Genomic DNA, 15,276 nt, shown 5'->3' on the forward strand with positions numbered 1-15,276 from the left:
GGCTGCCAGGCGGAAAATACCTGGTCTTGCGGTCGTACTCTTGCTGCTCGCTTGCCATTTTGCTTTCGACGGGCCGCTATCGCGCCTGCGCGAGCGTACGTACGACTTCTACCAGTTTCTCGCCCCGCGCGAGGCGACCAGCAATCCTGTTGTCATAGTCTCGATAGACGACGCGAGCCTTAAGGCATATGGGCGATGGCCTTGGAACCGTGGCCTTTTGGCCGATCTAGTCGATGGAGTCGCCGAGTCCGGTGCGGCGGTGATCGGGCTTGCGCTGATGCTGCCCGAGGCTGACATCTCTCCTGATGGCATCGCCGGAGACAAGCGTCTCGCCAGCGCACTGGCGAAAAATCGAACGGCGCTCGCCGTCAGCCTGGGTAACGAGGCGACGGTTTCAGAAGCAGAGCCCAAAGCCGGCTGGTCGATCGTCGGGCAAGTACCCGAGACGCTTCCTGGCTTCACCGGCCTGACAGGCTCGCTTCCGGATTTCTCGAGCGCCGCTGCAGGCCTCGGCGCAATTCGCACTTTGCCGGATCCCGACGGCGTACTACGCCATGTGCCGCTGCTCTGGCTCCGAAATACGGCTCAAGGCGTTCAGCTCTGGCCGTCCTTCGCGCTCGAACTCCTGCGCCTCTACGCCGGAGAGAACGGCTACGTAGCCCGGATGAATGCCGCCGGGTTTGACGCGCTCAGGATGGCCGGGACCATCGTGCCACTCGAGCCGCAGGGCAGCATCCGCCTCTGGGAAACCGACACCAATACGCCGCGCATATCTGCCAGTAGTATTCTTTCGGGCCGCGGCGATCCGCTGCTGCGGAACGCCATCGCCATTGTCGACCTGTCGGCCGTGGGATTGACGCAGCACCTGCCAACCCCGACGCGTCCGGCGCGACCAGGCGTGGACATCCACGCTGATGCAATCGGCCAGATGCTTGCCGCGCGCTATCTTGCAGAGCCAACGCAAGCGCGTACGCTGGAGCGGCTGTGGTTGGTCCTCAGTGGCATCGTTTTCATCGGACTTTCGGGAGTTCTCGCCCAGCGTGTCATGCTTGGCGCCCTCGCTCTGGCGCTCCTTGTTGCCACGCCCTTCGCGTTCGGCGCTCTCGAATACAGCCTGCAGGGTAAGCTCTACGACCCACTACAGCCGGCGCTTGCGACGATCCTCTTAGCAGGCTTCGAAGGCTATGTCCTCTACAGGCGCAGCGAGCAGCGCCGGTCCACCCTGGCACGGCAGTTTTCCCAGTATCTGTCGCCCTCCGTGGTGCAGCGCCTCGCAAATTCGGATACCGAAGCGATCCTGTCCGGAGAGAAGCGCGAGATCACAATCCTGCTGAGTGACATACGAGGCTTCACGGCGATGAGCGAACAACTCGATGCACAAGAAATCGCAAAGGTGGTCAATCACTTCCTCGGCCTCGCGACCGATGAGATACTCAAGCGCGACGGGACCATCGATAAGTTCATGGGCGATGCCGTGCTAGCCTTCTGGAACGCGCCGCTTGACCAGCCAGATCATCGCGAGCGTGCGCTCGAAGCGGGGCTTGCCCTGATCGAACGGGTGAAGCGCGAAAACGCGGCGTTCACGGCGCGCGGGCACCCCTCTATCCAAATCGGCGTCGCTATCGAGACTGGCATCTGCTCCGTAGGGAATTTCGGCTCCGAACGGCGCTTCGATTACACCGCGATCGGCTCGCCGGTGAACCGCGCGGCACGGCTCGAGTCAACCACCAAAAAGCTGAGGATCCCCCTGGTGCTTGGTCCCGGATTTGCGCAAGGAGCATCGATGCCGGTTGTGCAGGCAGGCGCCTTTGAACTCCAAGGCTTCAAGGGCGAGGTGTCGATTTTCACCGTTCCGGAGATACACCCCTCGTCACAATCCGCCAAGGAAGTCGTGTGATGTTTGGCACCGGTTCAACTCGCCATCTCATTGGCCGGCGAGCGAAAGCCAAGGGCGGCGGAAATACGATGGGCGGCCCGGGCTACCATATCGCCCAGTTCGCTTATGCGCTCTTCCGGCACCCGGTTTTCCGGGGCAGCGATGTTCAGCGCCGCGATTATCTTGCCCGGTGCCACGAACACCGGTGCGGTGATCGAAATCAGATCGTCGTTGATCTCGCCGCGACTGACGAAAAACTTCGCCTTGCGGATTTGCTCGAGCCCGCCCCTTAGAAGCCGAGGATCGGTCACAGTTTTTTTGGTGAAGCGCTTCAACGGGCCGGAAAGAATGGCCTCGCGCTCCTTATCATCCATATGGGCCAGGAACGCCTTGCTCGAACCGGCATGTAGCGGACGCCGGCGGCCGACAATCGCATTGACACGAAGGTCCCGCTTCGGCTCCCATTTGGCGACGCAAAGGCTTTCCTGGTCATCGCGGATTCGCAGCTGGGTGGTTTCGCCGATCTCCTGACCGAGTTCTTCCAGAACAGGGTGTGCGATGCGGATCAGGTCCATCTGTTCGCTGGCGGCGTGGCCGAGCATCAGCGCGGCGAGGCCGAGGCGATAGCCTTTTCCATCCGATGACCGCGCCAGCAGACCGCGTCGCACCAGCGTCTGCAAAAGCCGGAAAGCACGTGCCTTGCTGTCGCCGGAACGCCGCGCGATTTCGGAAACGCCAAGATCGGCCTCTCCGGCCACAGTCTGCAGCAAGCTGATCGCGCGATCGACGGAATCGACTGTGTACCGGGTGTCTGCCTGATCGGTCATTTCTCGTTTCCTCGCCAAAACTCTCATGCTGAAGCCTAAATGAGAAAATTTGTCTCGTCTAGTGAAACAACGGTTTATCTGTGTTGACAAGCGGAGGAGCTTTAGTTTCAACTCGCCGTCAGGAAGGAGGCCGGCACCGTCAGCGGATCCTAGGCTGGGCTCGATGATGGCAAGCGGCAGCAGAAAAGAACTCCTCCGACGGACCTATCCAGAGTGGACACGGAGAGAACCAATGATGAACCGGACAATATCGCGCCGTGCGCTGATGCAATGGGCGCTCGGGGGTGCCGCTGTCTTGCAAGGCATTAGCTGGACGGGGCTTGCCCAGGCCGCGGCAAATGGCCAGCTGCGGATCGGCATGGCTGCTCCGCCGACGACGCTAGACCCGCATCTGAAGAGCAATGCGCCGAACAACGCGCTTGCCACCCACATCTACGACACGCTTGTCATCAACGACGAAAAATCGATCTCCAGACCGGGGCTCGCGACGGCCTGGCGCGTGGTCGACGACACCCGTTGGGAGTTCGACCTGCGGCCCGACGTGCGCTTCAGCGACGGCGAGCCGCTCACCGTAGACGACATCGTCGTCTCATTCGACCGGGCCAACACCATCGAAAGCACGGCGTCGTTCCGGACCTACACGCGCAACATCAACTCGATCACCTCGCCCCAACCCGGCAAGCTTCTCATCGAAACCAAACAGCCGGAGCCGCTTCTGCCCAACTCCCTCAGTCGCATTCGCATCATCCGCGCCAAGTTCAAGGATACCCCTAGCGATCAGTTCAACAACGGCACCGCGGCGATCGGCACGGGCCCGTATGTGCTGAAGGAATATGTTTCCGGCAACCGTGTCGCGCTTTCCGCCAATCCAAACTACTGGGGACCGAAGCCTGCTTTGGCGGACGTCGAGCTCCGCATCGTCACCGATGCCGGCGCGCGGCTTGCCAACCTGCTCGCCGGCGATCTCGATCTCGTTGAACAGGTGCCCTACGAGGGTGTTGCTCGCGTCCAAAAAGACGAGCGCTTTCACATCATTCGCGGCGTCTCGAGCCGGGTCGTCTTCTTCTCGTTGGACACTTTCCGGGACGTCACGCCCTTCATCACTGGCAAGGACGGCAAGCCGCTCGACCGCAACCCGCTGAAGGATCTGCGCGTGCGGCAGGCGCTGTCCATGGCGATCGACCGCAGCGCCATTGTGGAGCGCTTGATGCAGGGCAATGCCATTGTCGCTTCGCAGTTTCTGCCTGCCGGCGCCCCGGGCACCTCGGCTGCTATCAAACCCGTTCCATTCGACGCTGCAACAGCCAAGGCCCTGCTCGCCGAGGCTGGCTACCCCGAGGGCTTCCGACTGACGATCCACGGGCCCAATGATCGTATCGTCAACGATTCGAAGATCGTGCAGGCCGTGGCCCAGATGTTCTCCCGCATCGGCCTGGAAGTCAGCGTCGAGGTCATGCCCTGGTCGGTTTATGCCGACAAGGCGGATGCCCATGAGTTCAGCATCAATCTGGACTCCTGGGGCGTCAACACGGGCGAAACCTCGAACCCGATGACAGCGCTGGTCGCGACGCAGAACCCGGATGCCGGTATGGGTATTGCCAATTCGGGCCGCTACTCCAACCCCGATCTCGATGCCAAATTGGCTGTGGCGAAGCGGACGCTGGACGATGCCAAACGCGAAAAGATGCTCTCGGAGCTCAGCGAGATCGTCTTCAACGACGTCGCTGTGATTCCGATGCACCACGAGGTCCTCGTCGTGGCTGCCCGGAAGGACCTTCAGTTCACGACGCGGGCCGACCAGTATACGCTGGCGATGAATGCCAAGACTGTCTAAGGAGTTGTAGACTTGACGAGCATCGCCACGGGATCCGTCGCGGATCGCGGTCGCGCTACATACGATCTTGGCGCGACCGCCATCTTTGCTTCCAAATCAGACCCACGCTTCCACTATTGCCTGTATGTACCGCCCGCGGTTGGGGAAGGCGCCCAAGTCGACCTGCTGGTGGCCGTCCATGGCACTGGCCGCACCTCGTTCCTGGGTTTCCGCGACGCGTTCGCCGAGTTCGGACGCTGGAACGACTGCGCCATCTTGTGCCCGGTGTTTCCAATGGGCGTTCTCGGCGACGACGCTCGCAGCGGATACAAATACATGATCGAGGGCGACATCCGCTACGATCAGGTGCTGCTCGCCATAGTCGAGGAAGTCGTCGCGAAATACCGTCAGGACTGGACCCGTTTCGCCATGTTCGGATTTTCCGGCGGCGGGCACTTCACCCATCGCTTCGCCATCCTCCATCCCGACAGGCTCTGGGCGGCGTCGATCGGTGCGCCAGGCTCGGTGACCTTGCTCGATCCCACGCGGGACTGGTGGGTGGGCATTCGCGACCTGGCGGAGAAGTTCGGCATCACCTTCGACGCCACAGCGCTGGCAAAAGTGCCGGTCCAGATGATCGTCGGCGATGCCGACCTGGAGACCTGGGAAATCACGCATGTCCAAGGCAGCACCCATTGGATGCCGGGCGCCAACGATGCAGGACAAACGAGGCCGGAACGCCTCAGGACGTTGTGTCGATCGTTCGAGGAAGCCGGTGTGCGCGTACGCTTTGATTTGTTGCCCGGGGTATCCCACGAACGCGACGCGGTTCTCGATCCGGTCAAGGATTTCCTGGCCCAGGCGCTCAAGGAACGACGGAACGCCTCAAGATGAACGCAATGATCGTTGCGCCGCAGCCGGAGGCGGTCGAGGCGGGCGCGCTGGTGCTCAAACGCGGCGGCAACGCCGTCGATGCGGCGATCGCCTGCGCTTTCATGCAAGGCGTCGTCGACCCTCAAATGGCCGGCATCGGGGGGTTTGGCTCGATGCAGGTCTACATGCCGCGACGCGGCGTGCATGAGGTGCTTGAATTTTACGCCAGGGCGCCGCTCAAAGCATCGCCCGAAATGTGGACCGACCTCCTGGTCGGCCAGTCTCGCGATGGCTTCGCCTTTCTGCTGGAAGGCGGCATCAGCGAGATCGGCTACCTCGCCGTCTGCACGCCGGGCAGTATCAAGGGTTATGCCGAGGCGCTGGCGAGATATGGCACTTTTGAATGGGCCGACGTCGTCGCACCGGCCGCCACGCAGGCCAGGCGAGGCTTCATGGTCCGCCCGCATGTCCACTGGTATTGGTCGCAGGACGGCGTCGATACCGGCGAAGTGCGGACACTTGACAAGCTGCGCTTCAGCAACACGGGGCGCGCAATCTATTTTCGCTCTGACGGCACGGTGAAGCTGCCAGGTGACGTCGTCGTCAACACTGATCTCGCTCAAACGCTCGAGCGCATCGCGGCGGCCGGTCCGGACATTTTCTACAAGGGCGAGATCGCCGAAGAAATTGCCGCCGACATGGCCGCCAACCGAGGTCTCATCGGGACGGATGATCTGGCGTGCTACGAGCTCTCTACCGCGCAACCGCTCTGGGGCGAGTATCGCGGCTACGATATCGCGACCAGCCCGCCGCCCGCCAGCGGCATATCCATGCTGCAATTGCTCCACATCCTCGCGCATTTTGATGTTGGAGCCATGGAGCATGGCGGTGCCGAGCACATCGTCCTGCTGGCAGAGGCGATGAAGCGCATGACCATCGACAAGGACCGCCACCTCGGCGATCCTGCCTATGTTGACGTGCCGGTCGGGCAGCTGCTGTCCCGCGATTATTGCGGCGGGCTTGCCGCCGAGATCAAGGCTGGGCTGCGCGCCAGGATCGAGCGCGTCGACGACCGGTCGCCGCGCGAGACGACCCATATTTCGGTGGTCGACCGTGAGGGTAATGCCGTCGCCTTGACCCACACGCTGGGAAGTCCGTCGGGGGCGATCACCGATGGCTTGGGTTTCATGTACAACGGAACAATGAGCCGCTTCGACCCAAGGCCGGGCAGGGCCGGATCGCTGGCTCCCGGCAAGCGGCGGGCCAGCTCTGCGGCGCCCACCATCGTTTTCAAGGACGACCGGCCCGTGATCGTCATGGGAGCGCCCGGCGGCAGCTATATAGCGCCGTCCATGGCGCAGGGCCTGATGAACCTCATTGATTTCGATATGAACATGCCGGAAGCGGTGGCCGCCCCGCGGATCGTGGCGGTGTCGAACACAATCGACGTCTCCAACCGCATTCCGCGCTATGTCACTGAAGAAGTCGAGGGCAGGGGCTACGAGGTGAAGCGCTCCTGGCAAAGTTATGCCTTTGCCGCCCTTCACGGCATCCAGATCGAAGACGGAGTTTGCCGCGGCGGCGCCGATCCGCAGCGCGACGGCATGGCTATTGCGGTGCCGGCGTGATGTGCCGCGCACAGACGACCGACGACCCTTTCCGGCAATCAGGCTGCGGAGCGATGCCATGACCGCAGCCGTCGTGCGCCGGCTGCTCCAGGCCGTGATGGTCATGTTAGCCATGACGGTCATCGTCTTCATCGCGATCAACGTCATCGGCGACCCGGTCGACATCCTGATCTCGCCCGACGCCGATCAGATCGAACGCGCGCGCGTCGTTCAGGCACTCGGGCTCGACCTGCCGCTTTGGCAGCAGTATCTCCGCTTCCTCTGGGCGGCGCTGCATGGCGACCTTGGCGAGAGCTACGTCTACAACGAGCCGGCGATCAGGGTGATCCTGGAGCGACTGCCGGCGACGCTCGAGCTGGCCGTCGCTGCCATCCTCATCGCCATCGTCGTCGGCGTGCCGCTCGGGCTTTATGCCGGGCTGCGGCCGGACGGCATCTTGACCCGCGTCATCATGACCGTCAGCATCCTCGGCTTCTCGCTGCCGACCTTCTGGGTCGGGCTGGTGCTGATCATGTTTTTCGGCGTGCAACTCGGCTGGTTGCCGAGCGGTGGGCGCGGCCAGACCGCCGAACTGTTCGGCGTCCAATGGGCGTTCCTGACCAAAGACGGCCTTGCCCACCTGATCCTACCGGCGGTGAACCTCGCCTTGTTCGACGCCTGCCTCATTCTACGCCTGACGCGCGCCGGCGTCGCCGAAGTCCTGCCGCTCGATTTCGTCAAGTTCGCACGGGCCAAGGGCCTCAAAGAAACGCGCGTGATCGGCGTCCACGTCTCGAAGAACATCATGATCCCGGTGGTGACCATCATCGGCCTGGAATTCGGCTCGATCGTCGCCTTCTCGGTTGTCACCGAAAGCGTGTTCAGCTGGCCTGGCATGGGCAAGTTGATCATCGACAGCATCAACGTGCTCGACCGTCCGATCATCACCGCATACCTGATGGCGACCGTCGCCTTCTTCGTCATCATCAATCTCGTCGTCGACCTGACCTATACGGCACTCGACCCGCGGGTGCGGCTCCAGGGCGAGGGACCGTGAGATGAGCGTCGACACCTTGCCGCCGCCGATGCCGGTCGAAGTCGAGAAAGGTGAGGAGGCGCCGTTTCGAGTGCTCGTGCGGGCATTCTTCCGCTCGCCCGCCGCCGTTACCGGTTTCGTGCTGCTGACCGCGATCATCGGGCTGGCGTTGCTGGCGCCGCTTATAACGCCGCAAAATCCCTATGACCTGAACCAGCTGGACATCATGGACAGTCGCCTGCCGCCCGGCTCGCAATCGATGACGGGCATGACGTTCTGGCTCGGCACCGACGACCAGGGTCGTGACATGCTTTCCGGCATCATCTATGGCCTGCGCATATCGCTCGGCGTCGGCGTCAGCTCGGCGCTTTTCGCAGCGCTGTTCGGCGCCTCGTTGGGCCTGCTCGCCGCCTATGTGGGCGGTCGGACCGAGACGGCGATCATGCGCATCGTCGATCTGCAACTCTCCTTCCCCTCCATTCTCGTTGCGCTGATGATCCTCGCCTTTCTCGGCAAAGGAATCCTCAACGTTGTGCTCGCTCTGGTGATCGTCGAATGGGCGACCTACGCGCGTGCCGCGCGCGGCACGGCGCTGGTGGAGCGGCGCAAGGAATACATGGAAGCAGCGGAGTCGCTCGCTATTCCACGATGGCGCATTCTGTTCGTCCATCTGCTGCCCAACTGCCTGCCGCCGCTGATCGTGATCGCGACGGTGCAGGTGGCGCGCGCCATCTCGCTTGAGGCGACCTTGTCCTTCCTTGGCCTGGGTGTGCCGATCACCGAGCCCAGTCTCGGCCTGCTGGTCGCCAACGGCTACCAGTACATGCTCTCCGGCATGACCTGGATCAGCTTCTATCCGGGCGTAGCGCTGCTGATTACCGTGGTTGCGATCAATCTCGTCGGTGATCGGCTGCGCGACGTGCTCAACCCGCGGGGGCGCGAATGAATGCGACCGTACTCGAAGTCCGCGATCTCAGGACCCATTTCGGACAAGCAAAAGCCGTCGACGGCGTCTCGTTCAGCGTCGCGCGCGGCGAGGTACTGGGTCTCGTCGGCGAAAGCGGGTCCGGCAAGTCGGTCACTGGCTTTTCCATCATCGGCCTGGTCGATCCGCCCGGGACGATCGTCGGCGGCCAGATCGTCTTCGACGGCCGCGACATCACCCGCTCCAGCCGCGAGGAGATGCGAGCGCTGCGCGGCCGCCGAATGGCCATGATCTTCCAGGATCCGATGATGACGTTGAACCCGGTCCTGCGCATCGATACGCAGATGATCGAGGCGGTGCAGGCGCATGAAAACGTCTCGCGCACCGATGCCAGGGCGCGGGCGCGCGACGCGCTCGGTATGGTCGGGATTCCGAGCCCGGACGAGCGGCTGCAGGCCTATCCGCATCAGTTTTCCGGCGGCATGCGCCAGCGCGTGGTTATCGCTATCGCGCTGCTGCACCAGCCGGACTTCATCATTGCCGACGAGCCGACCACCGCGCTCGATGTGACGATCCAGGCGCAGATTCTCGCCGAGATGCAAAAGCTCGTGGCGCAGAACAACACGTCGCTGATCTGGATCACGCATGATCTCGCCGTCGTCTCGCGGCTCGCCGACCGGATCGCCGTGATGTATGCGGGCCGCATCGTCGAATCCGGTCCGGTGTCGGACGTTCTCGCCCGTCCGCTGCACCCTTATACCGCAGGTCTGATCGACTCCGTTCCCAGCCGCAACCAGCGCGGCGAGCGGCTTCGGCAGATCCCCGGAATGGCGCCCAGTGTTGCGCGGCTGCCGACCGGATGCGCTTTCGCCCCGCGCTGCCCACGTGCCGATGCGGTGTGTGCCCAGGCGGTGCCGCTGTTCGCTGCTGGCCCGCGCGAGCACCGTTGCGTCCATCCCTTGCCGGAGCTCCGCGTATGATCTCCTCGACTAAGGTTGCGGCAAACATTCAAAGCTCCTCACCGGGTTCTGGCGGGATGGCGCCGCTGATCGAACTGAACGAGATTTCTCACAGCTTCGGCACGCGGCCCGATCTCGCTGCTCGTTTGGCGATCTCGCTCAAATTTGCCAAACCGGCGGCAAGGGTGCAGGCGATCGACGGTGTCAGTCTCGCCGTTCGCAGGGGTGAGGTTCTGGGCCTCGTTGGCGAGTCGGGATGCGGCAAGTCCACGCTGGGGCGGATCGTCGCCGGCATTGTGTCGCCTACCAGGGGATCGGTATCGTGGCGCGGCAAGGATATGAAGGCGCTCCCGCCGTCCGAGCGGCGTGAAGCCAAGCTGCGCGTGCAGATGATATTCCAGAACCCCTATGCCTCGCTCAATCCGCGCCGCAAAGCGGCCGATATCGTCGGCGAGGCCCCGCGCGTTCACGGGCTGGTCGGCGGCGATCTCGGCACCTTTGTCGATGAACAGTTCCGACGTGCCGGCCTCGATCCGGCGTTGAAGCACCGCTTTCCGCATCAGTTTTCCGGCGGTCAGCGCCAGCGGATCGGCATTGCGCGCGCGCTCGCCGTGCAGCCGGAATTTCTCGTCTGCGATGAGGCCGTTGCCGCTCTGGACGTCTCGATCCAAGCGCAAATCCTCAATCTCTTCATGGACCTGCGCGAGAGGCTGAACCTCACCTACCTGTTCATCAGCCACGATCTCGGGGTGGTCGAGCACATCTCCGATCGGGTGGCGATCATGTATCTCGGCCGCATCGTCGAAGAGGCCCCGTCCGAGGAGATATTTGCCCGGGCCAACCATCCCTACACGCGGGCGCTTCTCGCCGAGGTGCCGCGGATCGAAACCACCAAACGCGGCTTTGCCGCGATCAAGGGTGAATTGCCGAGCCCACTCTCGCCGCCGAGCGGCTGTCATTTCCACCCGCGCTGCCCGCACGCGATGCCTCGTTGCCGGACCGAAGCGCCGCGACTGAAGGTGGTTGCTGCCGGACACAAGAGCGCATGCCACCTCAATGACGCTGCCGTCTGAACGCCTTGGAATTTTTAGAGATGACCGACCTCCAGGCGTTCCAGTCCGTGACCGATGACATGGTCCTCTGCCGCGACGTCATGGTGACGATGCGCGATGGGGTAAGACTGGCGACCGACATCTACGGACCGGCAAGGGGAGGCCGCGCGCTGGACCGGCCAGCTCCCGTAATCATTGAGCGGACGCCTTATGGCAAGGCGATGGCGTCGCGCGCCGAGCTCGAGGTCGGTATGACCGAACCGATGGATCGCGCGACGGTCGCCGAGCATTTCGTGCGCCATGGTTACATCGTCGTTTATCAGGACTGCCGCGGCCGCTACGGCTCAGAAGGCGAGTTCGTCAAATATCGCTCCGAAGGTCCGGACGGCTACGACACGCTTGCATGGATCGCAGCCCAGCCCTGGTGCAACGGCCGGATCGGCACCATGGGCCTATCCTATGCCGCACATACCCAAATGGCGGCGGCGTGCCTTGCGCCACCGGCTCTTGCTACCATGATCCTTGATTCCGGCGGGTTCTCTAACGCCTTCACTTGCGGCATCCGCCAAGGTGGCGCGTTCGAGCTGAAGCAGGCGACCTGGGCCTACCGGGAAGCCCGCGAGAGCGCCGTTGCCGCCGGCGACGAGTTGGGCCAAAAGGCGCTCGAAGCGGAAAACCTGCATCGCTGGTTCGGCAAAATGCCGTGGTCGGAGGGACGTTCGCCGCTCCGCTGGGCTCCGCAATACGAGGCCTATCTGCTGGCGCAGTGGCGGCACGAGACCTTCGACGATTTCTGGAAGCAGGTCGGCATTCATGCGGCGGGCTTCTACGATGCCATTCCCAACATTCCGATTGCTCTGATGTCGAGCTGGTTCGACGTCTATGTCCCGACGACGTTCGAGAATCTGGCTGGCCTTGCCAGCAATGGCAAACGGCCGCTCGCCTTGATCATGGGTCCGGGCTTGCACGGCGATCGTAATCTGACCTTTGCCGGCGACGTCGATTTCGGACCGAACGCTCCGCTCGGCGGCAATGTGGCGGCGAGCTGGCTGGAGTTTCGTCGCCGCTGGTTCGATCGCTGGCTGAAGAGCGGGCCGGAGGGCGATCTCGACGAGGAGCCGATCCGCCTTTTTGTCATGGGCGGGGGAAAGGGCACGAAAAACGAAACGGGCCGTATCGATCACGGCGGGCGCTGGATCAAAGCCAAGAATTGGCCGCTGCCGGACGTGACGGAGCAGACCTACTACCTGCACCCCAACGGCAGGCTTTCGGAGGCCTTTCCCGCGCCCGACGTCGCCCCGCTAAGCTATAATTTCGATCCAGCCGACCCGGTCCCGACCATTGGCGGCGCGCTGACCAGCGGTCATCCGATCTTCACTGGGGGCGGCTTCGACCAGAGAGAGGACGAGAGATTCTTCGGCTGCCGCAATTTTGGACTGCCGCTTTCCGCCCGTCTCGATGTCCTCTCCTTTGAGACCGAGCCGCTTGCCAACGATCTGACTGTGGTCGGAAGGGTGGCGGTGGATCTCTGGGCGACGACCGATGCAACCGACACCGACTTCACCGCGAAGCTGATCGACGTCTATCCACCGAGCGCCGACTATCCGACGGGCTTTGCCCTGAACCTGTCAGACGGGATTTTCCGCTGTCGTTTCCGGCATTCGTTCGAAAGAGCCGAGCTCGTGAAAACTGGCGAGATCATGCGGCTTCGCATCGAGTTGTTTGCGACCGCCAATCTGTTCTGTGCCGGCCATCGTCTGCGGCTGGATATCTCTTCGAGCAATTTTCCGAAGTTCGACGTCAATCCGAATACCGGTGCGCCGGCTGGCCTCGGCCGTAGCCGGCAAGTGGCGCGCAACACGGTTTTTCTCGATGGGACGCGGCCATCGCGGCTGATCGTGGAGAGATTATGAGCAAATCGGGCGACTCTAAGCCCTGCACAATAAGCTTGCGCAAAGATAGGCTGCTGTGGGGGTATGGACCTCAGTCGTATCTGGCCAGAAAGCGTCCGACGGCGGCGAGGCAATCGTCCTTCTCCTCGACATGCGGCATGTGGCTGGAATTCGGGAAGACCATACCTTCGACGTCGGGAATATGATCGAGAAAGGGCTGGACGCAGGCTTCGGTCGCTTCGTCGTAAAATCCGCGGAACGCCAAGGTCGGCGCCTCGATCAGATGCAGGCGGTCGACGATGGTCCAGTTCCGCATGGTACCGATGACGTGAAATTCATTGGGTCCGTTCATGGTGTGATAAACCGTCGGATCCGCGTCGATTGCCGCAAATGTCCGGGCGACCTCCGGCGGCGTCGGAAGGACACGGCAGACGTGGCGATCATAGAAGGCTTTGGTTGCCGCAACATAATCCGGGTGATCGGTGGTTCCGGCTGCCTCGTGCCGGTCAAGCGCACTTTGCACATCGGCCGGCAGCCCGGCGCGCAATTGCAGCGCGCCATCCACCCATAGCGCCATTGAGGCCAGCGAATTGGCCAGGATCAACGCCTTGAGCCCGGCGGGGCGTCGCACGGCATGTTCGGCCGAGAGTATGCCGCCCCAGGATTGGCCGAGCAGGGCGTAACGGTCGGCAATGCCAATGTGAGCGAGCAGCGCATCGAGTTCGCCCAAAAAGAAATCGACGGTCCAGAAGTCGCCGCCCTTGTCGGGCAGATGGGTCGATTTGCCGTTACCGATCTGATCGTAGTGGATGACGGCCCGCCCGGTATCGGCAAGCTCCTTGAACGAATCGACATAGTCATGGGTGCAACCCGGCCCGCCGTGAGCGACGACCAATGGCAACTTGCCCGAGTCGAGATCTCCGATTACGCGGTACCAGGTGCGGTAGCCCTTGTAGTCGCTAAATCCTTCGGTGGTCGCATGTGCCGTCACAGTTCCAAGCTCCGCATGATGGCGCGGCAGGAACCGAGTGACGGACCCTCCCAAGCCTTGTTTGCGGCCGACGGTACTAAGCCGCCCGGCGCATTTACAGCTAGCACTATTAATAGGTTTGCCCTGTCAGGATCGGTGGCCTCAGGTGGAGAGCCTCAATGCTCCGGCTCGAAACCGTCGCCTGGTTGCTTGCCATCATCCAGGCGGCGGAAAAGGCGCGGGAATCTCGTTGGGGGATTGGCATGTGGCGCTTCAACGCCACCCGATAGCCGATAGGTGCTGGGCTCAAGCGGGCGCGGCAGTGCCAAGAGCTACGGCCAGGACATCAGCAAGGCCACGGCCGGCGCTGCCGTCGACGTCGAGGCGCGGATTGTAGATGGTGACCTCGATCCCGACGGCCTTTCCGCTCGCCAGGGTGATCCGGAGCGCCGCCGACAGTTCGTCCCACGACAGCCCGCCCGGTACGCGGAAATCGACCGCCGGCATAATCGCATCGTCGAGACAATCGGCGTCGAGATGGATGAAGAAGCCGTCGAGTTCCGCCCGCGTCAGGTGGCCAACGGCCGCCCGGGCGGCGGCTTCGACGCCCAGGCGGCGGATGGCGTGCAGATCGTAGGCCATGAGCTCCGCTGGCAAAGGCTGGCTGCCGAATTCGGCCTGGTCTTCGTGGTCGCGAAATGCGAGGGCGACAGCGTCCTCGGGACGCACCAACGGGCCGCGACCCTCCAGGTCGGTCAGCAGCGCCGGCCCGTAGCCGGTGACGAAGGCCAGGTCCATGGACGCGCCTTCGCCATTCGGCTCGGCCTCGGGCTGGAAGAAGTCGGCGTGGCCGTCGATGAAGAACAGGCCGTAGCGGCCGCGCCGGCGCAGCGCGAGCATCGGGCCCAGCACGATCGTACAGTCGCCGCCCAGCACCACCGGGAATTCGCGCGCATCCAGCACTTCCTCCACGGCGTCGGCGAGCTTGGGCGACCACGCCGCGATCGCGTTGGCATTCAGCGTCAGAGTGGCAGGGTCGGGCTTCGGGTCTTTTGGCGGGACGGCCAGTCGCCCGGCATGGCGCGCATGGATGCGGTCGGCGAGGCCCAGTTCCAGCAGCCGACCGGGCAAGGCCTCGACGCCGTCGGTCGCGAGACCCAGCGAAGAAGGCGCTTCAAGGATGGCATAGGGTCGGGTCGGCATCAGATGCTCCAGATATGGCGAATAAGAACCGGCGCTAGGCCGGCGGTCTCTGCTACTGAGCGCTGCGGGCCGAGGCTGCCCGCCTCACGGCCACATAAGCGATGCTTTTGCGGCCAAAACTCACCTCGCAGCCGACGTAGCCTCGGTACGCAACCACCTCTCGGTACGCTTCAGGCCGCCACGCTCTTCGACGTTGTCTCCGGCACCGCTGACGGTATTTTTCTCGTCAATTCGATCGCGTTG

Annotated in this window: 12 protein-coding genes; 9 read left to right on the top strand and 3 right to left on the bottom strand. The window is 63.0% G+C overall.

Translation table 11 applies throughout. From position 1 onward, the window contains the following. Positions 1 to 40 precede the first annotated feature (40 nt). Positions 41 to 1,897, top strand: a complete 1,857-nt coding sequence (locus CIT31_RS09895; RefSeq protein WP_165778397.1) for a CHASE2 domain-containing protein — start codon at positions 41 to 43, stop codon at positions 1,895 to 1,897. 14 nt (positions 1,898 to 1,911) lie between these two features. Here CIT31_RS09895 and CIT31_RS09900 read toward each other — a convergent pair whose 3' ends face one another. Next, positions 1,912 to 2,814 (bottom strand): IclR family transcriptional regulator, encoded by a 903-nt coding sequence (locus CIT31_RS09900; protein ID WP_133116134.1) that lies wholly within the window; start codon positions 2,812 to 2,814, stop codon positions 1,912 to 1,914. 121 nt (positions 2,815 to 2,935) lie between these two features. Here CIT31_RS09900 and CIT31_RS09905 point away from each other — a divergent pair, with 121 nt between their 5' ends. The 8 genes from CIT31_RS09905 to CIT31_RS09940 are packed head-to-tail and all read left to right on the top strand — an operon-like array spanning position 2,936 to position 12,881. Beyond that, entirely contained in the window at positions 2,936 to 4,537 is a 1,602-nt protein-coding gene (locus CIT31_RS09905; protein WP_095518467.1) for an ABC transporter substrate-binding protein, read from the top strand. A 12-nt stretch (positions 4,538 to 4,549) separates the two neighbouring features. After that, on the top strand, positions 4,550 to 5,410 hold the full coding sequence (locus CIT31_RS09910) for a hydrolase (protein ID WP_095518468.1): 861 nt from the start codon (positions 4,550 to 4,552) through the stop codon (positions 5,408 to 5,410). Further along, complete coding sequence (gene ggt / locus CIT31_RS09915) at positions 5,407 to 7,017, top strand: gamma-glutamyltransferase (RefSeq protein WP_095518469.1); 1,611 nt, start codon at positions 5,407 to 5,409, stop codon at positions 7,015 to 7,017. Before CIT31_RS09910 ends, ggt begins: the two co-directional genes overlap by 4 nt. A 58-nt stretch (positions 7,018 to 7,075) precedes the next feature. Further along, positions 7,076 to 8,053 carry an ABC transporter permease gene (locus CIT31_RS09920; RefSeq protein WP_095518470.1) on the top strand — a complete coding sequence of 326 codons (978 nt, stop codon included), beginning with the start codon at positions 7,076 to 7,078 and terminating at the stop codon, positions 8,051 to 8,053. A 1-nt stretch (position 8,054) separates the two neighbouring features. Beyond that, positions 8,055 to 8,978 (top strand): ABC transporter permease, encoded by a 924-nt coding sequence (locus CIT31_RS09925; protein WP_425350580.1) that lies wholly within the window; start codon positions 8,055 to 8,057, stop codon positions 8,976 to 8,978. Continuing rightward, entirely contained in the window at positions 8,975 to 9,937 is a 963-nt protein-coding gene (locus CIT31_RS09930; RefSeq protein WP_095518471.1) for an ABC transporter ATP-binding protein, read from the top strand. Before CIT31_RS09925 ends, CIT31_RS09930 begins: the two co-directional genes overlap by 4 nt. 56 nt (positions 9,938 to 9,993) lie before the next feature. Next, positions 9,994 to 10,989 (top strand): ABC transporter ATP-binding protein, encoded by a 996-nt coding sequence (locus CIT31_RS09935; protein WP_095518472.1) that lies wholly within the window; start codon positions 9,994 to 9,996, stop codon positions 10,987 to 10,989. Positions 10,990 to 11,009: 20 nt separating this feature from the next. Beyond that, positions 11,010 to 12,881, top strand: a complete 1,872-nt coding sequence (locus tag CIT31_RS09940; RefSeq protein WP_245316161.1) for a CocE/NonD family hydrolase — start codon at positions 11,010 to 11,012, stop codon at positions 12,879 to 12,881. Positions 12,882 to 12,951: 70 nt separating this feature from the next. Here the strand turns inward: CIT31_RS09940 and CIT31_RS09945 are convergent, their stop codons facing one another. Both CIT31_RS09945 and CIT31_RS09950 read right to left on the bottom strand, forming a co-directional pair. Further along, positions 12,952 to 13,851, bottom strand: coding sequence for a proline iminopeptidase-family hydrolase (locus tag CIT31_RS09945; RefSeq protein ID WP_095518473.1), 900 nt, complete (start codon positions 13,849 to 13,851; stop codon positions 12,952 to 12,954). Between the two features lie 285 nt (positions 13,852 to 14,136). Then, a complete protein-coding gene (locus CIT31_RS09950) occupies positions 14,137 to 15,033 on the bottom strand; it encodes an arginase family protein (RefSeq protein WP_095518474.1) in 897 nt (298 codons plus the stop codon). Positions 15,034 to 15,276: the final 243 nt, after the last annotated feature.

It is taken from the genome of Mesorhizobium wenxiniae, from assembly GCF_002284535.1.
GTDB classification, from domain to species: domain Bacteria; phylum Pseudomonadota; class Alphaproteobacteria; order Rhizobiales; family Rhizobiaceae; genus Mesorhizobium; species Mesorhizobium wenxiniae.

Excerpts from the sequence above, each read along its gene's own strand:
- CIT31_RS09905 (WP_095518467.1), top strand. The coding sequence starts at position 2,936 with ATGATGAACCGGACAATATCGCGCCGTGCGCTGATGCAATGGGCGCTC.
- ggt (WP_095518469.1), top strand. The coding sequence starts at position 5,407 with ATGAACGCAATGATCGTTGCGCCGCAGCCGGAGGCGGTCGAGGCGGGC.
- CIT31_RS09920 (WP_095518470.1), top strand. The coding sequence starts at position 7,076 with ATGACCGCAGCCGTCGTGCGCCGGCTGCTCCAGGCCGTGATGGTCATG.
- CIT31_RS09925 (WP_425350580.1), top strand. The coding sequence starts at position 8,055 with ATGAGCGTCGACACCTTGCCGCCGCCGATGCCGGTCGAAGTCGAGAAA.
- CIT31_RS09930 (WP_095518471.1), top strand. The coding sequence starts at position 8,975 with ATGAATGCGACCGTACTCGAAGTCCGCGATCTCAGGACCCATTTCGGA.
- CIT31_RS09935 (WP_095518472.1), top strand. The coding sequence starts at position 9,994 with ATGGCGCCGCTGATCGAACTGAACGAGATTTCTCACAGCTTCGGCACG.
- CIT31_RS09940 (WP_245316161.1), top strand. The coding sequence starts at position 11,010 with ATGACCGACCTCCAGGCGTTCCAGTCCGTGACCGATGACATGGTCCTC.
- CIT31_RS09950 (WP_095518474.1), bottom strand. The coding sequence starts at position 15,033 with ATGCCGACCCGACCCTATGCCATCCTTGAAGCGCCTTCTTCGCTGGGT.